12 protein-coding genes are annotated in these 20,227 nt (G+C 33.6%); all 12 read left to right on the top strand.

Annotated elements, in window-relative coordinates:
- The first annotated feature begins 5 nt into the window (after positions 1 to 5).
- The 12 genes from nrfD (at position 6) to sov (ending at position 20,211) form a co-directional block, all read left to right on the top strand.
- The gene (nrfD, locus tag IM755_RS01800) at positions 6 to 1,415 is read left to right on the top strand and encodes an NrfD/PsrC family molybdoenzyme membrane anchor subunit (RefSeq protein ID WP_194093349.1); all 1,410 of its coding nucleotides are present in this window, start codon (positions 6 to 8) and stop codon (positions 1,413 to 1,415) included.
- A 4-nt stretch (positions 1,416 to 1,419) separates the two neighbouring features.
- A complete protein-coding gene (locus IM755_RS01795; protein WP_194093348.1) occupies positions 1,420 to 1,944 on the top strand; it encodes a DUF3341 domain-containing protein in 525 nt (174 codons plus the stop codon).
- Positions 1,945 to 1,953: 9 nt separating this feature from the next.
- The gene (locus IM755_RS01790; RefSeq protein ID WP_194093347.1) at positions 1,954 to 2,499 is read left to right on the top strand and encodes a c-type cytochrome; all 546 of its coding nucleotides are present in this window, start codon (positions 1,954 to 1,956) and stop codon (positions 2,497 to 2,499) included.
- A gap of 27 nt (positions 2,500 to 2,526) precedes the next feature.
- Positions 2,527 to 4,035: a quinol:cytochrome C oxidoreductase gene (locus tag IM755_RS01785; RefSeq protein ID WP_194093346.1), complete on the top strand. Its 1,509-nt coding sequence runs from the start codon at positions 2,527 to 2,529 to the stop codon at positions 4,033 to 4,035.
- Positions 4,036 to 4,054: 19 nt separating this feature from the next.
- On the top strand, positions 4,055 to 5,215 hold the full coding sequence (locus IM755_RS01780) for a cytochrome c oxidase subunit II (RefSeq protein ID WP_194093345.1): 1,161 nt from the start codon (positions 4,055 to 4,057) through the stop codon (positions 5,213 to 5,215).
- A gap of 32 nt (positions 5,216 to 5,247) precedes the next feature.
- Positions 5,248 to 7,014 (top strand): cytochrome c oxidase subunit I, encoded by a 1,767-nt coding sequence (locus IM755_RS01775; protein ID WP_194093344.1) that lies wholly within the window; start codon positions 5,248 to 5,250, stop codon positions 7,012 to 7,014.
- A 72-nt stretch (positions 7,015 to 7,086) separates the two neighbouring features.
- Positions 7,087 to 8,109, top strand: coding sequence for a Holliday junction branch migration DNA helicase RuvB (gene ruvB, locus IM755_RS01770; protein WP_194093343.1), 1,023 nt, complete (start codon positions 7,087 to 7,089; stop codon positions 8,107 to 8,109).
- A 1-nt stretch (position 8,110) separates the two neighbouring features.
- The gene (queG, locus tag IM755_RS01765) at positions 8,111 to 9,037 is read left to right on the top strand and encodes a tRNA epoxyqueuosine(34) reductase QueG (protein ID WP_194093342.1); all 927 of its coding nucleotides are present in this window, start codon (positions 8,111 to 8,113) and stop codon (positions 9,035 to 9,037) included.
- Positions 9,038 to 9,126: 89 nt separating this feature from the next.
- Positions 9,127 to 10,008 carry a DUF808 domain-containing protein gene (locus IM755_RS01760; protein WP_194093341.1) on the top strand — a complete coding sequence of 294 codons (882 nt, stop codon included), beginning with the start codon at positions 9,127 to 9,129 and terminating at the stop codon, positions 10,006 to 10,008.
- Positions 10,009 to 10,116: 108 nt separating this feature from the next.
- Positions 10,117 to 12,399 (top strand): NADP-dependent malic enzyme, encoded by a 2,283-nt coding sequence (locus IM755_RS01755; RefSeq protein ID WP_194093340.1) that lies wholly within the window; start codon positions 10,117 to 10,119, stop codon positions 12,397 to 12,399.
- Between the two features lie 12 nt (positions 12,400 to 12,411).
- Entirely contained in the window at positions 12,412 to 12,993 is a 582-nt protein-coding gene (ruvA, locus tag IM755_RS01750) for a Holliday junction branch migration protein RuvA (protein ID WP_194093339.1), read from the top strand.
- A 3-nt stretch (positions 12,994 to 12,996) separates the two neighbouring features.
- On the top strand, positions 12,997 to 20,211 hold the full coding sequence (gene sov / locus IM755_RS01745; protein WP_228063876.1) for a T9SS outer membrane translocon Sov/SprA: 7,215 nt from the start codon (positions 12,997 to 12,999) through the stop codon (positions 20,209 to 20,211).
- The last annotated feature ends 16 nt before the right edge of the window (positions 20,212 to 20,227 follow it).

The following is a 20,227-nucleotide window of genomic DNA, read 5'->3' as shown; positions in this document are numbered from 1 at the left end:
GGATTATGTCGTCTCATTACGAAGCACCCATTAGAAAACCTTTAGTAGTAGGAAGTAAATCTTACCACGATGTAACGGTAGATGTGGCTAGACCTGTAGAAGGTAGAGCAAACAAACAATGGTGGACAGTATTTTCAATTGCATTAGCCGCTTTCCTATGGGGATTAGGTTGTATGATTTATACCGTTACCACTGGTATTGGAACATGGGGATTAAATAAAACAGTTGGTTGGGCTTGGGATATCACCAATTTCGTTTGGTGGGTAGGTATCGGTCACGCCGGAACTCTTATCTCTGCCGTATTATTATTATTCCGTCAAAAATGGAGAATGGCGATTAACCGTTCTGCAGAAGCAATGACGATTTTCTCGGTAATGCAAGCAGGTTTATTCCCAATCATTCACATGGGTCGCCCATGGTTAGGATACTGGGTATTACCAATTCCAAATCAATTCGGATCATTATGGGTTAACTTTAACTCACCATTATTATGGGACGTATTTGCAATTTCTACCTATTTATCTGTATCATTAGTTTTCTGGTGGACTGGTTTATTACCTGACTTTGCTATGCTACGTGATAGAGCAGTAACTCCTTTTACCAAAAGAGTTTATTCTACCCTATCTTTTGGATGGTCTGGTAGAGCTAAAGACTGGCAACGTTTTGAAGAGGTTTCTCTTGTATTAGCTGGTTTAGCAACTCCTCTTGTACTTTCTGTACACACTATTGTATCCTTTGACTTTGCTACTTCTGTAATCCCAGGATGGCATACAACAATCTTACCTCCATACTTCGTTGCTGGAGCGATTTTCTCAGGATTCGCAATGGTAAATACGCTTCTTATCATCATGAGAAAAGTATCTAACCTAGAAGATTATATCACAATCCAACATATCGAATTAATGAACATCGTAATTATGATTACTGGTTCTATCGTAGGTTGTGCATATATTACGGAGTTATTCGTAGCTTGGTATTCTGGAGTTGAGTACGAACAGTATGCATTCTTAAACAGAGCAACTGGTCCTTACTGGTGGTCATATTGGTTAATGATGACTTGTAATGTAATTTCTCCACAAGTAATGTGGTCTAAGAAAATTAGAACTAACATTATGGCGTCTTTTATCATCTCAATTGTGGTGAACGTAGGAATGTGGTTTGAGCGTTTCGTAATTATTGTAACTTCATTACACAGAGATTATTTACCATCATCATGGACTATGTTCCAACCAACTTTTGTTGATGCTGGTATTTACATCGGAACTATTGGATTCTTCTTCGTATTATTCTTATTATATTCTAGAAGTTTCCCTGTAATTGCTCAGGCAGAGGTTAAGACTATCTTAAAATCTTCAGGAGATAACTACAAGGCAGAAAGAGAACAACACGGTCATAATCATTCAGATAATCATTAATATCATGAGTAATAAAGTAATACACGCTATATATAATGATGATGATGTTTTAATGGATGCTGTTAAACAAACAAGAGCAGCTCATCATCATATTGAAGAAATTTATACACCATTTCCTGTTCACGGATTGGACAAAGCTATGGGTTTAGCACCTACAAGACTAGCTATCTGTGCATTTATTTATGGTTTAGTTGGACTTTCAATTTACACTACATTGATGAATTTTGTAATGATAAATGATTGGCCTCAAGATATTGGTGGAAAACCAAGTTTTAGTTATATTGATAACATGCCTGCATTTGTGCCTATTATGTTTGAAGGAACTGTTTTTTTTGCAGCTCACTTAATGGTTATCACTTTTTACATGAGAAGTAAATTGTGGCCATTCAAACAAGCTGAAAATCCTGATGTAAGAACTACGGATGACCATTTCTTGATGGAGGTTGGAATTCACGGTAACGAAGAAGAATTAGTTTCTTTCTTTACAAATACTGGAGCGGTAGAAGTTAAAGTTGTAGAAAAGCATTAATAGATAGTTATGAAAAGTTTATATAAAATAGTAGCAGTAGTAGGTTTGTCTTTTATGGCAACTTCATGTTTCGATAAAGCAAAGCCTAACTATCAGTTTTTTCCTAACATGTATGAAGCCGTTTCTTATGAAACATATTCAGAACATGATGTTTTTAAAGGAGGAGTAGAAGCTCAACTTCCTGCAAAAGGTTCAATAAAAAGAGGTTTTGTACCTTATGAAATTCCAAACACTCCTGAAGGATATGCTTTAGCTAAGGCAACTTTAAAATCTCCTTTAGATTCTTTATCATTAAATCCTGAAAAAGGTAAAGAATTATATAATATTTATTGTGCAATTTGTCATGGTGAAAAAGGAGATGGAAAAGGTAATTTAGTAGTTAAAGAAAAATTCTTAGGGGTGCCTAATTATAAAGATAGAGAAATTACAGAAGGTAGTATTTTTCACGTAGTAACTTATGGATTAAATTCTATGGGTTCTCATGCTAACCAGTTATCTCAACAAGAAAGATGGCAAGTAGCTAACTACGTTTTACAACTAAAATCTGGATTATAATATTAATACTTTTTGAAAATAATAGATATGTACACGTTTTCAAGTAAATTAAAAACTTTTTCATTCGTCCTAATGATTTTAGGTGCAATTGGTATTGGAATTGGTTTCATGGCCGCTCCTAAAACTATTGAGGATGTTGAGAAATTATTAGCAGATAGTCATCATGGTCATGAAGCTGCTCATGTAGATAAAGTTGCTCCTCATGCTACAGAAGCTCATGTGGTAGCTGATACTGTTAAAGCTGTTGAAGCACATGTTGCAGATTCAACACATACTGTTGCTCACTCAACTACTGTTGATTCTACTGCTCATGTTGAAGATACTACTGCTGTTGTAGCGGTTGCTGAAGCTCCTGCACATGCAGATAATCACGATACTCATGCTAAGGCAGATGCTCATTCACATGATGACCACAAAGCACATTTAGAACACGTATTACACCAATTACAGAATAAGCCATGGGCTGCTTTGTATGTTGCTTGTATCTTCTTTATGTTAATTTCAGTTGGAGTTTTAGCTTTTTATGCTATTCAATATGCGGCTCAAGCTGGTTGGTCTCCAATTTTATTTAGAGTAATGGAAGGTATTACGGCTTACTTATTACCAGGTTCAATTATTTTCTTTGTATTGTTAGTTGCTGCTGGAATGCATTACAATCATTTATTTGTATGGATGGATCCAGAAGTAGTAAATCCAGAATCTGTTAAGTTTGACAAGTTAATTTTCCTTAAAAAAGGATGGTTAAATGTTGGTAGATTCTTAGCAACTGCTGCTATCATTTTAGTTGTTTGGAATTATGTACGTTTTAAATTTGTAAAAAATTCTATCGCTCAAGATACAGCTGAAGATAATGCACCTTATAAGAGAAATTTCAAATTAGCTGCTTTCTTCCTAGTTTTCTTTATCGTTTCTGAGTCAATTATGTCCTGGGATTGGGTAATGTCTGTTGATCCTCACTGGTACAGCACATTATTTGGATGGTATGTTTTTGCAAGTTTTTTCGTAAGTGGAATTACTGTAATTGCAATGATAACATTATATTTAAAATCTAAAGGATATTTAGAAAATGTAAATACAAGTCATATTCACGATTTAGCTAAATTTATGTTTGGTATCAGTATTTTCTGGACATACTTATGGTTCTCTCAATTCATGTTGATTTGGTATTCTAATATCCCAGAAGAGGTTACTTATTTCGTAACTCGTATCGAACATTACAAATTACCTTTCTTTGGAATGTTAGCTATGAATTTCATTTTTCCATTGTTAATCTTAATCAATACAGATTTCAAACGTTTAACTTGGATTGTTGTTATGGCAGGTATCGTAATATTATGTGGACATTATATTGATTTCTTCAATATGATTATGCCTGCAACAGTTGGTGATCAATGGTTTATTGGTATTCCTGAAATTGGAGCTTTAATGTTCTTCTTAGGTTTATTTATCTTCGTTGTATTTACAGCTTTAACTAAGGCTCCATTAGTTCCGAAAGGAAATCCTTTAATTGAGGAAAGTAAACATTTTCATTATTAATAGTTAAAAAGAAATAAAAATGACAAGTTTCTTGGTATTTATAATTTTAGTTCTAGTCGGTATTGCAATTTGGCAATTAACTAAAATTTTTGATTTAACCCAAATTGGCGGTTCTTCAGACAATGACGAAATTGCAAATGACAAAGATAATAGTGTTAATGGTTACTTAATGTTTGCCTTTGTTGGTTTCATTTATCTATTCACTATTTATTCATTATATTCTTGGAGTGATTTAGTATTAGGGACTCCAGCTTCTGAGCATGGTAAAGACGTAGATAATTTGATGGCTATTTCTATGGCACTGATTTTCTTTGTTCAAACTATTACTCAATTCTTATTACACTACTTTGCTTTTAAATACAGAGGTAAAGAAGGTCAAAAAGCATTATATTTTGCAGATAACAACAAGTTAGAGGCTATTTGGACAATTATTCCAGTTATTGTTTTAGCAGGTTTAATTATGTACGGTTTATATACTTGGAATAACATTATGTTTGTTGATGAAGAAGACAAGCAAGATGCTATCGTTATCGAATTATATGCAAAACAATTCGGTTGGGAAGCACGTTATGCAGGTGATGATAAAACATTAGGAAAAGCAAACGTTAGATTAATTGAAGGAATTAATACTTTAGGTGTTGATTTAGCTGATCCAGCTGCTCAAGATGATAAAGTAGTAACGGAATTACATTTGCCAGTTGGTAAAAAAGTAATTTTCAAAATGCGTTCTCAAGACGTTTTACACTCAGCTTATATGCCTCACTTTAGAGCACAAATGAACTGTGTTCCAGGTATGATTACTCAGTTTGCATTTACTCCAACAGTTACAACAGCTGATATGAGAAATGATGAAGCTATTATGGCTAAAGTGAATAAAATTAATAAAATCCGTACTGAGAACAGTAAAAAAATTGTTGCTGAAGGCGGAACTGCTTTAGATCCTTATACATTTGATTATTTATTATTATGTAATAAAATTTGTGGTGCGTCTCACTACAATATGCAAATGAAAATTGTTGTAGATACACCAGCAGATTTCAAAAAATGGTTAGCTGAAAAACCTACATTAGCACAACAATGGAAAGAAGCTAATGCTCCTGCACCTGCAGCAGCTCCTGCTGAAGCTACTACTGCAGTAGCCGTTGATTCAACTAAAGTTGTAGCTCAAGTTATTAAATAAGTTATTTTTATATCACATATAATAGAATTAGTATGTCACACGAACACGGTCATCATAAAGAAACATTCATTACTAAATACATCTTTAGTCTTGATCACAAAATGATAGCAAAGCAATACCTTATTTCAGGTTTATTGATGGGTATTGTTGGAGTTGTTTTATCTTTATTCTTCCGTATGCAAATTGCATGGCCAGAAGAATCTTTCGAAATTTTCAAAGTATTCTTAGGTGATAATTTTGCACCTGATGGAGTAATGCGTAATGATATTTACCTTGCGTTGGTAACTATTCACGGAACAATCATGGTATTCTTTGTACTTACTGCTGGTTTAAGTGGTACATTTAGTAACTTATTAATTCCATTACAAATTGGAGCTCGTGATATGGCTTCAGGATTCATGAACATGCTTTCTTTTTGGTTGTTCTTCGTTTCTTGTGTTATCATGATTTGTTCTTTATTTGTTGAATCAGGACCAGCATCTGCGGGTTGGACAATTTATCCTCCTTTAAGTGCTTTACCACAAGCTATTCCTGGTTCAGGTTTAGGTATGACTTTATGGTTATCATCTATGGCTATTTTCATCGCATCTTCTTTAATGGGATCTTTGAACTATGTTGTAACTGTAATCAACTTAAGAACTAAAGGAATGACAATGACAAGATTACCATTAACTGTTTGGGCTTTCTTCGTAACAGCTATTATTGGTATCGTGTCTTTCCCAGTATTATTTTCTGCGGCATTATTATTAATCTTCGATAGAAGTTTTGGAACATCATTCTTCTTATCAGATATTTTCATTCAAGGTGAAGTTTTACATTACCAAGGTGGATCTCCTGTATTATTCGAGCACTTATTTTGGTTCTTAGGTCACCCTGAGGTTTACATCGTATTATTACCTGCTTTAGGTATTACATCCGAAATTATTGCTACCAACTCTAGAAAACCAATCTTTGGTTACCGTGCAATGATTGCTTCTATTTTAGCAATTGCATTTTTATCAACTATTGTTTGGGGTCACCACATGTTCGTATCAGGTATGAATCCTTTCTTAGGTTCAGTATTTACTTTTACAACATTGTTGATTGCAATTCCATCAGCAGTAAAAGCATTTAACTATATTACTACATTATGGAAAGGTAACTTACAGTTAAATCCTGCTATGTTGTTCTCTATTGGATTAGTATCTACTTTCATTACTGGAGGTTTAACAGGTATTATTCTTGGAGATTCAACTTTAGATATCAACGTTCATGATACATATTTCGTAGTGGCTCACTTCCACTTAGTAATGGGTATCTCTGCATTATATGGATTTTTTGCTGGTGTTTACCACTGGTTCCCTAAAATGTTTGGTAGAATGATGAATAAAAACTTAGGTTATGTTCACTTTTGGGTAACAGCTGTTTGTGCTTACGGAGTTTTCTTTCCAATGCACTTTATTGGAATGGCTGGTTTACCAAGACGTTACTACACCAACTCTGCTTTCCCATTATTTGATGAATTAGCTGACGTAAACGTATTGATTACTATGTTTGCAATCGTAGGAGCTGCGTTCCAAATCATATTCTTCTGGAACTTCTTCTATAGCATTTTCTATGGTAAGAAAGCAACTCAAAACCCTTGGAAATCGAATACTTTAGAATGGACTACACCAGTGGAACATATTCACGGAAACTGGCCAGGAGAAATTCCTGAAGTACACAGATGGCCTTACGACTACAGTAAACCAGGTCATGATGAAGATTTCGTTCCTCAAGTTGTTCCCATGAAGGAAGGTGAAGAGCAATTACATCATTAAGATTTTAAAATAGTATAGAAAACCTCTCAATTTGAGAGGTTTTTTATTTTATAACTTTATTATCTTTGTTACATGAATGAAAATTTAAATCCCAATAAAGAATCGTTTTCTTCGCAAGATATTGATATCGAAAAAGCGTTACGCCCATTAAGTTTTGATGACTTTACGGGTCAGGATCAAGTTTTAGAGAATTTGACTGTCTTTGTTCAAGCAGCTAATTTGCGTAAAGAAGCTTTAGATCATACCTTATTTCATGGACCTCCAGGTTTAGGGAAAACTACTTTGGCAAATATTTTGGCCAACGAATTAGGAGTTGGAATTAAAATCACTTCAGGACCCGTTTTAGATAAACCTGGTGATTTAGCTGGTTTATTGACGAATCTTGAAGAAAGGGATGTTTTATTCATTGATGAAATTCATCGTTTAAGCCCAATTGTTGAAGAATATTTATATTCTGCAATGGAAGATTTCAAGATTGATATTATGATTGAATCGGGTCCAAATGCAAGAACCGTTCAAATCAATTTGAATCCGTTTACATTAGTCGGTGCAACTACTCGTTCGGGATTATTAACCGCGCCTATGCGAGCTCGTTTCGGAATTCAAAGTCGTTTACAATATTACAATACCGAATTGTTAACCACAATTGTGCAACGTAGTTCTTCTATTTTAAAAATGCCTATAACTATGGAAGCGGCAATTGAAATCGCTGGGAGAAGTAGAGGAACACCTCGTATAGCCAATGCTTTGTTACGTCGTGTGCGAGATTTTGCTCAAATCAAAGGAAATGGTAAAATCGATATTGAAATTGCAAAATTCGCATTAAAAGCACTTAATGTGGATGCTCACGGATTAGACGAAATGGATAATAAAATTCTGTCTACGATAATTGATAAATTCAAAGGTGGGCCAGTTGGATTAACAACATTAGCTACTGCAGTTTCCGAAAGTGGAGAAACCATTGAAGAAGTATACGAACCTTTTTTAATTCAGGAGGGTTTTATAATTAGAACACCTCGCGGAAGAGAAGTGACTGAAAAAGCTTATAAGCATCTAGGAAAAATTAAACACAATATCCAAGGAGGATTGTTCTAATTTGATAAACAACAAAGAAAAATACTCACAAATAATCAAAGCCGAATCCAAAAGACTCGGCTTTTTGTCTTGCGGTATTTCCAAGGCTGGTTTTCTAGAGCATGAAGCTCCAAGACTTGAAAATTGGCTCAACAACAACATGCACGGTCAAATGAGTTATATGGAAAACCATTTTGACAAACGCTTGAATCCAACACTTTTGGTGGATGGAGCAAAAAGTGTGATTTCGTTGTTGCTCAATTATTATCCTTCAGAACTTCAAAATGAAGATTCGTATAAGATTTCCAAGTATGCTTACGGGCAAGATTATCATCATGTCATAAAAGAGAAGTTAAAAGAATTATTATATTTTATTCAAACCGAAATTGGCGAAGTTTCTGGAAGAGCTTTTGTGGATTCGGCACCGGTTTTAGATAAAGCTTGGGCTGCAAAAAGTGGCTTGGGTTGGGTTGGAAAAAACAGCAATCTCATTACGCAAAAAGTAGGTTCGTTTTATTTTATTGCCGAATTAATTATTGATTTGGAATTAGAATACGATTTACCAACAACTGATCATTGTGGTTCTTGCACAGCTTGTTTAGATGCATGTCCTACAGAAGCTATTGTGGCTCCGTATGTGGTGGATGGCAGCAAATGTATTTCTTATTTTACAATCGAATTAAAAGATAATTTACCACAAGAAATGAAAGGTAAATTTGATGATTGGATGTTTGGTTGCGATGTTTGCCAAGACGTTTGTCCGTGGAATCGATTTTCAAAGCCACATAATGAACCGCTTTTTCAAGCGAATTCGGATATTTTAAATTTCTCAAAATCGGATTGGGAAGAAATTACGGTGGATACGTTTCAAAAAGTATTTAAAAATTCTCCAGTGAAACGAACCAAATATGAAGGCTTACTTCGTAACATCAATTTCTTAAAGAAGTAAAATGGTATAGCGCTTTTCAGACAAAAAATATTTTCCAAAAGAAAACTTTGACGTAGCTTTGAGGGTTATTAAAAAGAAAATTAAAAATTATGGCATCAGGATTTTTCGCAATCTTAGACGATATCGCTGCATTGATGGACGATGTAGCAATGACTAGTAAATTAGCAACCAAAAAAACAGCAGGAATCTTAGGAGACGACTTAGCCGTAAATGCTGAAAAAGCAACGGGTTTTTTAGCTTCAAGAGAAATTCCAGTGTTGTGGGCAATTACAAAGGGTTCTTTTATAAATAAGTTGATTATTCTTCCGGTTGTTTTTGTTTTGAATTGGTTGTATCCGCCAGCAATCAAAGCGGCTTTAATTATTGGAGGAGTTTATTTAGCCTATGAAGGTGTGGAGAAAATTATCGAATACTTTTTTCATCGTGCTAAAAAAGGAGAAGAAGTTATCGCTGAAAGCAAATTGGAGGAAAATGACGAACATTCTGAAAAAACAAAAGTAAGTTCGGCTATTAAAACCGATTTCATTTTATCACTCGAAATTGTCATTATCGCTCTTGGAACGGCAATGGAGAAACAACATGATCTGATTACCCAAATTATAAGTGTTAGTATAGTGGCTGTTTTAGCAACTATTGGAGTTTACGGAATCGTTGCTTTAATTGTAAGAATGGACGATGCGGGCTTTTATTTGATGAGAAAATCGGATAACAAAGGGTTTATGTCTTATTTTGGAGGAATTTTAATTAAAGCTTTACCATTAGTAATTAAAGGACTTGCTGTATTAGGAACGATTGCGCTTATCCTAGTTTCAGGAGGAATTTTCATTCATAATATCGAATACATTCATTATTTAATTCCACATAGTATTCCATCAACTTTAGCTGAATTTGGCGTGGGAATCGCGTTCGGATTAGTAGCTGTTTTATTGATGACTGTTTTTAATAAGGTGAAGGGTTTGGTAAAGAAATAACTGTTTTTTGTTGTAATATTTCTCAAAATTTTTTTCAAAAGAATAACAAAATAATTTCTCATTTTATACGTATACCCTTATATTTGTAAGTTAGTAAAATAAAAAACCATGCATAAAGATAGTAAACGTAGAGAAGCCTTATTATATCACGCAAAGCCTACACCTGGTAAAATTCAGGTAGTTCCCACAAAAAAATATGCAACACAAAGAGATTTAGCATTAGCGTATTCTCCAGGAGTTGCAGAACCTTGTTTAGAAATTGAAAAAGACGTTAACAACGTTTATAAATATACCGCAAAAGGAAATTTAGTCGCTGTAATCTCAAACGGAACCGCTGTTTTAGGTTTAGGAGATATTGGTCCAGAAGCTTCAAAACCTGTAATGGAAGGAAAAGGTTTGTTGTTCAAAATCTTCGCTGATATTGATGTATTTGATATTGAAGTGGATACTAAAGACGTAGATAAATTCATTGAAACGGTAAAAAATATTGCGCCAACCTTTGGAGGAATTAACTTAGAAGATATCAAAGCACCAGAATCTTTCGAAATAGAAAGACGTTTGGTAGAAGAGTTAAATATTCCAGTAATGCACGACGACCAACACGGAACTGCTATTATTTCATCAGCTGCTTTATTGAATGCAGTAGAGTTAGCTGGCAAGAAAATGGAAGAAGTGAAAATGGTCATTTCTGGAGCTGGTTCGGCTGCCATTGCTTGTGCTAATTTATATGTTTCTTTTGGAGTGAAACCAGAAAATGTTGTAATGTTCAACAGTAAAGGAGCTTTAAGAAAAGACGATCCAAGAGTTACCGATATGCAACGCCGATATGCAACGGATAAACATTACGATGATTTAGCTCACGCTATGAAAGGTGCTGACGTGTTTATCGGATTGTCATCTGGAGATATAGTTACACCTGAAATGTTATTGTCAATGGCAGATAATCCTATAGTTTTTGCAATGGCAAATCCTACTCCAGAAATCAATTACAATTTAGCGATTGATACGCGTAAAGATATCATTATGGCAACAGGTCGTTCTGATCATCCTAACCAAGTAAATAATGTATTAGGTTTCCCATTTATTTTTAGAGGGGCGCTAGATGTTAGAGCCACAAAAATCAATGAGGAAATGAAGAAAGCGGCCGTTGTAGCTTTAGCGGAATTAGCTAAAGAATCGGTTCCAGAGCAAGTGAATATTGCGTATGGCGAAACAAAATTAACTTTTGGTCGCGATTATATCATCCCAAAACCTTTTGATCCAAGATTAATTGCAGCAGTTCCTCCAGCCGTAGCAAAAGCTGCCATGGAATCAGGTGTTGCTACAGCGCCAATTACCGATTGGGAAAAATACAAAGACGAATTGTTAGAACGAATGGGTTCTGATAACAAAATGATTCGTTTGTTAACCAATAGAGCAAGAACGAATCCAAAACGTATCATTTTCGCTGAAGCCGATCAAATTGATGTGTTAAAAGCGGCTCAAATTGTTCACGAAGAAGGCATTGGTTTCCCAATTTTATTAGGAAATTTAGAAACAATCAAAGAATTAAAAGAGGAAATAGGTTTTGATACTGAAGTGCCGATTTTTGATCCAAAAACGAAAGAATCAGAAGCTAAGAGACTAGAATATGCGAAGCATTTTTGGGAAACTAGAAAACGCAAAGGAATCACATTGTTAGATGCAGAAAAATGGATGCGTGAGCGCAACTATTTTGGTTTAATGATGGTCAATACAGGTGAAGCAGATGCTATGGTGACAGGATATTCAAGAAGTTATCCAACAACCATTAAACCGGTAATGCAATTGATTGATAAAGCGCCTGGTGTTTCAAAAATTGCTACAACCAATATGATGATGACGGCAAGAGGTCCGATTTTCTTGTCGGATACCGCAATTAATCCAAATCCTTCAGCTGATGATTTAGCTAGAATTGCTTTAATGACTGCTAAAACAGTGAAAATGTTTGGTATGGAGCCAGTGATTGCAATGGTTTCGTATTCTAATTTTGGTTCATCACACAATGAAGGTCCAAGTAAAATTAGTCAAGCTGTAGCTTATTTACATGAAAATTTTCCTGATTTAATTGTAGATGGAGAGATTCAAACTGACTTTGCTTTGAATTCGGATATGCTAAAAAGTAAGTTTCCTTTTTCAAAATTGGTAAATAAAAAAGTGAATACACTTATTTTTCCTAACTTAGACGCTGCTAATATTACTTACAAATTATTGAAAGAGTTAAATAAAGCCGAATCTATTGGTCCAATTATTTTAGGATTAGACAAGCCAGTTCACGTTTTTCAATTAGGTGCAAGTGTTGAAGAAATGGTAAATATGGCAGCAGTTGCTGTTGTAGATGCTCAAGAGAAAAGTAGAAAACAAAACAAATAAGAATATCATTATATGATAGCGCACATTCAAGGAAGATTAGTTGAAAAAACACCTACCGAAGTTGTAATTGACTGCAATGGCGTGGGCTATCATATTAATATTTCACTACACACTTTTTCATTAATTCCAGATTCTGAGAGTTTGAAATTATATACGTTTCTTCAAGTTAAAGAAGATTCGCATAGTTTGTTCGGATTTGTAGAAAAACAGGAAAGAGAACTTTTTAAGTTATTGCTTTCGGTTTCGGGTGTTGGTGCCAGTACAGCAAGAACAATGTTGTCGTCTTTAGCGCCAGCACAAATTATTCAGGCTATTGCGGCGAATGATGTGGCAACGATTCAATCGATGAAAGGTATTGGAGCTAAAACAGCACAACGAATTATCTTAGATTTAAAAGAAAAAGTGTTAAAAGTGTACAATTTAGATGAAGTTTCTGTTGTTGAAAGCAATACAAACAAAGATGAAGCGTTATCTGCTTTAGAAGTTTTAGGATTTGCAAGAAAAGCAGCCGAAAAAGTTATTGATAAAATTATAAGAGATACCCCAAATGCCTCTGTGGAAAACTTAATAAAACAAGCTTTAAAAAATTTATAAAACTTGAAAAACATTAATATAAAAGCGATAAATAAATTACAATATAGTCTTGCATTATTATGTGTTCTTTTTTCTTTTTCACTACAAGCTCAGGTAGATGAAGAAGAAAAAGATTCTGTGAAAACAGGTGTTGATTTAGGTAAGTTAAGTTTGCCAAATCCAGTTAGTATATTGGATAAATATACTTATGATCCTGCATCCGATCGTTATATTTACACTAGTTCTGTTGATGGTTTTAATATCAATTATCCTATGATATTAACACCAAAACAATACGAAGAATTAGTTTTGCGTGAGCAAATGCGTAAATACTATCAGGAAAAATCTGCTGCAATCGATGGAAAGAAAGTGGGTTCTGAAGAAGCAAAGAAGAATTTATTACCAAGATATTATGTAAATTCTAAGTTTTTTGAAACTATTTTTGGTGGTAATACAATTGATGTAAAACCTACTGGTTCTGTAGAGTTAGATTTAGGTGTACGATTTACAAAACAAGATAATCCCGCTTTTTCTCCTAGAAATAGAAAAACAATAAGTTTTGATTTTGATCAAAGAATTAGTGTTGGTCTTCAAGGAAAAGTAGGAACACGTCTGAATGTTAACGTAAATTATGATACACAATCAACTTTTGCTTTTCAAAATTTAATAAAATTAGAATATACGCCTACTGAAGATGATATAATCCAAAAAATTGAAGTAGGTAACGTTAGCTTTCCATTATCCAATTCTTTAATAAGAGGAGCACAAAGTTTGTTCGGAGTTAAAGCACAGTTGCAGTTTGGTAAGACAACATTTACAGGAGTTTTTTCAGAGCAAAAGTCACAAACTAAATCAGTAACAGCTCAAGGAGGTGGAACACTTCAAGATTTTGAGTTGTTTGCATTGGATTATGATGTGGATCGTCACTATTTCTTATCGCAATACTTTAGAGATAAATATGATAAGGCTTTGGAAACATTTCCTTATGTAAATTCTCGTGTTCAAATTAACAGAATTGAGGTTTGGATTACTAACAAGCAAAACAGGGTAAATACCACAGAGAATAACTTAAGAAATATAGTAGCTTTACAAGATATTGGAGAAGGACCTTTAACAAATGTTTTGCCAGAAGAAACAGTGCATGTTAATACTACGGTCAATCCAACTTTTTATAATGTAGCTGCTGATAATCCATCAAATAACGGAAACAATAAATTTGACCCAAAAAATATTGGAAGCAATTTCTTAAATAGTTCTATTAGAGATGTTTCTACGGCTTCAAATGGATTTAATATTCCAGGAATGGCTGAAGGAGTTGACTTTGCAAAACTAGAAAATGCAAGAAAGTTAACAGCTTCAGAATATACATTCCATCCTCAACTTGGTTATATTTCACTTAATCAACGTTTGGCAAATGATGAAGTGTTAGCTGTTGCTTACCAATATACTATCGGTGATCAAGTTTATCAAGTAGGAGAGTTTGGTACAGATGGAGTAGACGCTACAAACGTTGATGCTTCAGGAGTTCCAAGTTCTCAAGCCTTAATTTTGAAGTTGTTAAAGAGTAATTTAACAATTGATAAATATCAAGTGGGTGGTTCTGGTCCATATTTCACAATGCCAACTTGGAATATCATGATGAAAAATATTTATCAAATTCCTGGAGGTGCTCAATTACAACAAGATGATTTTAAGTTAAATATATTATATACAGATCCCTCTCCTTTAAATTATATTACTCAAGCAGGAACAGATCCATTACCAGCAGATGTTGTTGAAACTCCATTATTAAAAGTTTTCGATTTAGATAAGTTGAATTTTACTAATGATCCTCAAGAGGGTGGTGATGGTTTTTTTGATTTTTATCCAGGTTTAACAGTTGATGCTCAAAAAGGGAGAATTATATTCTTAAAAGTGGAACCTTTTGGAAAACACTTATTTAATAAATTAGATGTTTCTTCGCTTGCTGAAAATTACGATGACCCATTAACTTATAATAGCAATCAGGCTAAGTACGTTTTTAGAAATTTATATAAAACAACACAAGCTGCCGCATTACAGGAAAGTGCTAAAAATAAATTTCAATTAAAAGGGCGATTTAAGTCTATGGGTGGTGATGGAATTTCTATTGGTGCTTTTAATGTGCCACAAGGTTCTGTTGTTGTAACTGCTGGAGGAAGAGTTTTAGTTGAAGGTGTTGACTATACGGTTAATTATCAAATGGGTAAGGTAAATATTCTAGATCCTTCTCTAGCTAGCACACCTATTGAAGTTTCGGTAGAGAATAATTCTGTTTTTGGTCAGCAAACAAGAAGATTTTGGGGTTTTAATGTTGAGCATAAATTCAATGATAAGTTTTTGTTAGGTGCAACAATGCTAAACATGTCGGAGCGACCATTTACAACCAAATCTAATTATGGACAAGAATCGGTTAACAATACTATTTTTGGATTTAATGGGAATTTCTCAACAGAAGTTCCATTTTTAACAAGATTAGTAAACAAACTTCCAAATATTGATACCGATGTTCCTTCAAATATTTCTTTAAGAGGAGAAATTGCTTATTTAAAACCAGGAGCATCAAAAGCGGATCAATTTAATGGAGAACCAACATCTTATATTGACGATTTTGAAGGGTCGCAGTCAACAATAGATATGAGAAGTCCCCAAGCATGGTCTTTAGCTAGTATTCCTTTAGAAGGGGCTTTTGATGGTGATGCTACATCAAATGAAACATCAGTTGACAATCTAAGTGTAGGTTATAAAAGAGCTAAACTATCATGGTATAGTATTGACCCTATATTCTATATACAGCCTCCAGCAGGTATTTCTGATGCTGATTTATCTTTTAATAGAACAAGAAGAATTTTTAGTAGAGAATTGTATCCAGTTACGGATATTGCTCAAGGACAATCAACAGTGATTAATACTTTAGATTTAACTTATTATCCAAAAGATAGAGGGCCATACAATTTTAATCCTACTTTGGCTGCTACTAATCAATTTACAAATATTGAGGCTCCAGAAAATTGGGGAGGAATTATGCGTTCTATAAATTCAACCAATTTTGAACAGTCAAATGTTGAATATATTCAGTTTTGGGTGTTAGATCCATACTATGGTAATCCTGGTGATGTAGCAGATCCTACCAATACAGGTAAATTAGTATTCAATTTAGGTGAAATATCAGAAGATATTTTGAGAGATGGTAAAAAGCTATATGAAAATGGTTTACCCGAACAAAATTCACTTCAACCTGTAGTTTCAACGTCTTGGGGAGAAGTTCCAGCAGCACAATCATTAATTTATGCCTTTGATACAAATGGGGGAAATAGAGCGGTTCAAGATGCAGGTTTTGATGGTTTAACCGATACCGATGAAGTTTTAAAATTCCCAGCATTTGCTTCTCAATCAGATCCATCAGCAGATAATTATCAATTTTATTTAAATACAACGGGTGATATTGTTACGCGATATAAAAATTATAATGGTTTTGAAGGTAATTCCCCTGTAACGGTAACAGATAATAATAGAGGTAACACAACCTTTCCTGATGTTGAAGATATCAATCGTGACAACACAATGAATACGATTAATGCCTACTTTAAATTTGAGGTGCCAATCTTGAAATATCCGGATGCCGATAATGGGGTTCCTGTTGGTCAAAATTATATTGTTGATTCAAGAAAATCTACAGAAGTATTACCGAATGGAGAAACCGCAAATGCTAGATGGATTTTATATAAAATTCCAATTCAAGAATTTACAGATGCTAATAAAGTAGGTCCTATCAATGATTTTAGATCGATTCGTTTCATGCGTATGTATATGACTGGATTTAAAGATGAAGTCACATTGCGTTTTGGAGCTTTAGATTTAGTAAGAGGCGAATGGAGAAGATATGTAAATTCATTAGATTTTAATGATCCACAAACTGATGATGATAATACAGCGTTTGATGTTGTAGCTTTAAATATTCAAGAAAATGGAGATAGAACTCCAATTAAATATGTGACTCCACCAGGAGTAGTTAGAGAACAATTATACAATAACAATACGGTAATAAATCAAAACGAGCAATCATTGTCATTGAGAGTTTATGATAAAACGGGAGGTGTTGTGAATGGATTACAACCGAACGATTCAAGAGCTGTTTTCAAAAATGTAAGTGTTGATATGCGCCAGTACAAAAAACTGCGTATGTTTTTACATGCTGAAGCTACAGAAAATGGAGGTTTGCAAGATGAAGGTCTAACAGCATTTATTCGATTTGGAAATGATTTTACAGATAACTTTTATCAAGTTGAAATTCCTTTAAAAGTAACCCCTTATGGAGCATCATCACCTGATGTAATTTGGCCTTCAGAAAATGAAATAGAATTACCGTTTTCTCTCTTAACGGAATTAAAAATATTGGCTTTGGCTAGTGATCCTTCAATTGCTTATGATGCAAATGGAATAGGTTTTGTGGAAGAGGAAAATTTAGGTTCTTCAAATGATAGGCTAACATTAGGGATAAAAGGAAATCCAAATTTTGGTCTAGTTAGAACTTTAATGATTGGTATAAAAAATAAATCAGGGCAAATTCAAAGAGGTGAAGTTTGGTTCAATGAGTTGCGTATGTCTGATATGGATAATAAAGGCGGTTATGCTGCTGTAGCTAATTTAGATTCTAATTTAGCTGATTTTGCTACCGTATCTGCAACTACTCGAATGAGTACTATCGGATTTGGATCTTTAGAACAAGGTCCAAACGAAAGAAGTAGAGAAGATGTTTTTCAATATGATATTGTGACTAATTTAAATTTAGGAAAGTTGTTGCCAAAAAATTGGAGAATTAACCTTCCTTTAAATTATGGTGTAGGTGAACAAACTATTACGCCAAAATACGATCCTTTTTATCAGGACATCGAACTACAACAATTGTTAGATCTTACTACAAATCCAACGGATCGTTCTAATATCGAAAATCGAGCAATTGATTATACAAAGAGAACAAGTATCAACTTAATTGGAGTTAAAAAAGAGAAAAATCCAGAGAAAAAACCTCATTTTTATGATGTTGAAAATTTAACACTTTCGTACTCATTAAACGAAACACAACATCATGATTATGAAATTGAAAATTTAATTGATCAACAAAATAGATCTACAGTTGATTATGCTTTTTCATTTAAACCGTTAACTGTTGAGCCTTTTAAAGAAACTAAAGTATTTAAAAAGAGTAATTATTATAAATTGTTGAGTGATTTTAATTTTAATTTCTTGCCAACAAATATTTCATTCAGTTCTACCATTCTAAGACAGTTTAACAAACAAAGATTCCGTTTGGTAGACGTTGAAGGAATTGGATTAGGAGATTTATATAGAAGAAATTATTTCTTTAATTATCAATATGGTTTCAATTATAATATCACAAAATCATTACGTGTAAATTATACAGCTGCTTCTAATAATATCGTTAGAAATTATTTAGATGAAAACAATTTACCAATTGATGGATTGGACATTTGGGATGATTATTGGAATACAGGAACAGCAAATCAGCACAATCAACAGTTTGTGGTAAATTATGATCTTCCAATAAATAAATTGCCAATATTTAGTTTTGTAAAATCTACTTATACTTACACCGGAGATTATAATTGGCAACGTTCTTCAGATGCGTTTTCAAGTATAGAAGCAGAAGATGGAACGCTTTATCAATTAGGTAATACAGTTCAAAATGCTAGTTCTCATAAGTTGAATACTATTTTGAACATGGATATGTTTTATAAGTATGTGGGCTTAACTAAAACGAAGTCAAATAAAGGTAAAAATGTTCCTAAAAATAAGCAAGTAGCGCCAAAACCTGGTCAAAAAGTTACTTCGGCAGGAAATAATAATATTTCTAATGAGCGCAATCTTTTTATGTCGGGATTAATAGGTGTTATAACAAGCGTAAAAAATATTCAAGTAAATTACACTGAAAATAAAGGGACTGTTTTACCGGGATATTTACCTGGGTTAGGTTTCTTTGGTTCTTCTAAGCCTTCCTTAGGTTTTATTTTTGGAAGCCAAGCGGATGTGCGTTATGAAGCTGCAAGAAATGGATGGTTGACATCATTTCCAGAGTTTAACCAAAATTTCACTCAAGTAGAAAATAAAAAATTGAATTTGACAGCTCAGTTAGAAGTGTTTCCTGATTTGAAAATCGATTTAAGTGCAGATCGTTCTTATACTTATAATTTTTCAGAACAGTACGATGTGACTAATGGGAATTATAATTCTCGTTCTCCATACGATTTTGGTAATTTTAATATTTCAACAATATTAATAAAAACTTCATTCTCTCAAAGCGATGTGAATTTTTCTCAAGCCTTTCAGGATTTGAGAGATAACCGACTTGTTGTAGCAAATCGATTAGCAGAAAGTTACTACGGTTCTGCAACTTTCCCGAGAGATGCTGAAGGTTATCCGGTTGGTTACGGTAAAAATAGCCAACAAGTATTATTGCCTTCCTTCATTGCAGCTTATTCCGGTCAAGATGCAAGTAAAGTAGCAACGGGAGTTTTTAGAAATACGCCATTACCAAATTGGAATATTAAATATACAGGTTTAATGCGTTATTCTTGGTTTAAAGATAATTTCAAAACCTTCTCAATCCAACATGGTTACAGAGCAAGTTATAATGTTAATGCTTTTCGTTCTAATTTGAATGACGCTCCAGTAGATGCCAATGGTAATTTTTATGCGAATAAGATTGTATCTAACGTTAACCTTACTGAACAATTTAATCCTTTAGTAAAAGTTGATATGACGCTAAAAAATTCATTTAAATTCTTAGCGGAAATTAAAAAAGGAAGAACACTTAATATGAGTTTTGATAATAATCTACTTACTGAGGTTAGTGATAACGAATACATAATTGGTCTTGGATATAGAATTAAAGATGTTACCATTAATTCTGCTTTAGCGGATAATACAGCAGGAGTTATAAAAAGTGATATCAATATAAAGGCCGATTTTTCATTACGAAAAAGTAATACCATTGTTCGATATTTAGATTACGATAATAATCAATTAGGAGGAGGACAAGATTTATGGTCTATAAAATTAACAGCAGATTATTCGTTTAGTAAGTATTTAACGGCGATATTCTTCTATGATCATCAATTTTCTCAAGCAGTTATTTCAACATCTTTTCCAACAACTAATATTAGAAGTGGATTTACCTTACGATATAATTTTGGGAATTAAATAATTCTATTATAAA

Origin of the sequence: Flavobacterium proteolyticum, assembly GCF_015223105.1 — a bacterium.
In the GTDB taxonomy this organism is placed as follows: Bacteria; Bacteroidota; Bacteroidia; order Flavobacteriales; family Flavobacteriaceae; genus Flavobacterium; species Flavobacterium proteolyticum.
The sequence above is the reverse complement of the archived record's forward strand: the minus strand, read 5'-3'. Positions and strand labels throughout refer to the sequence as shown.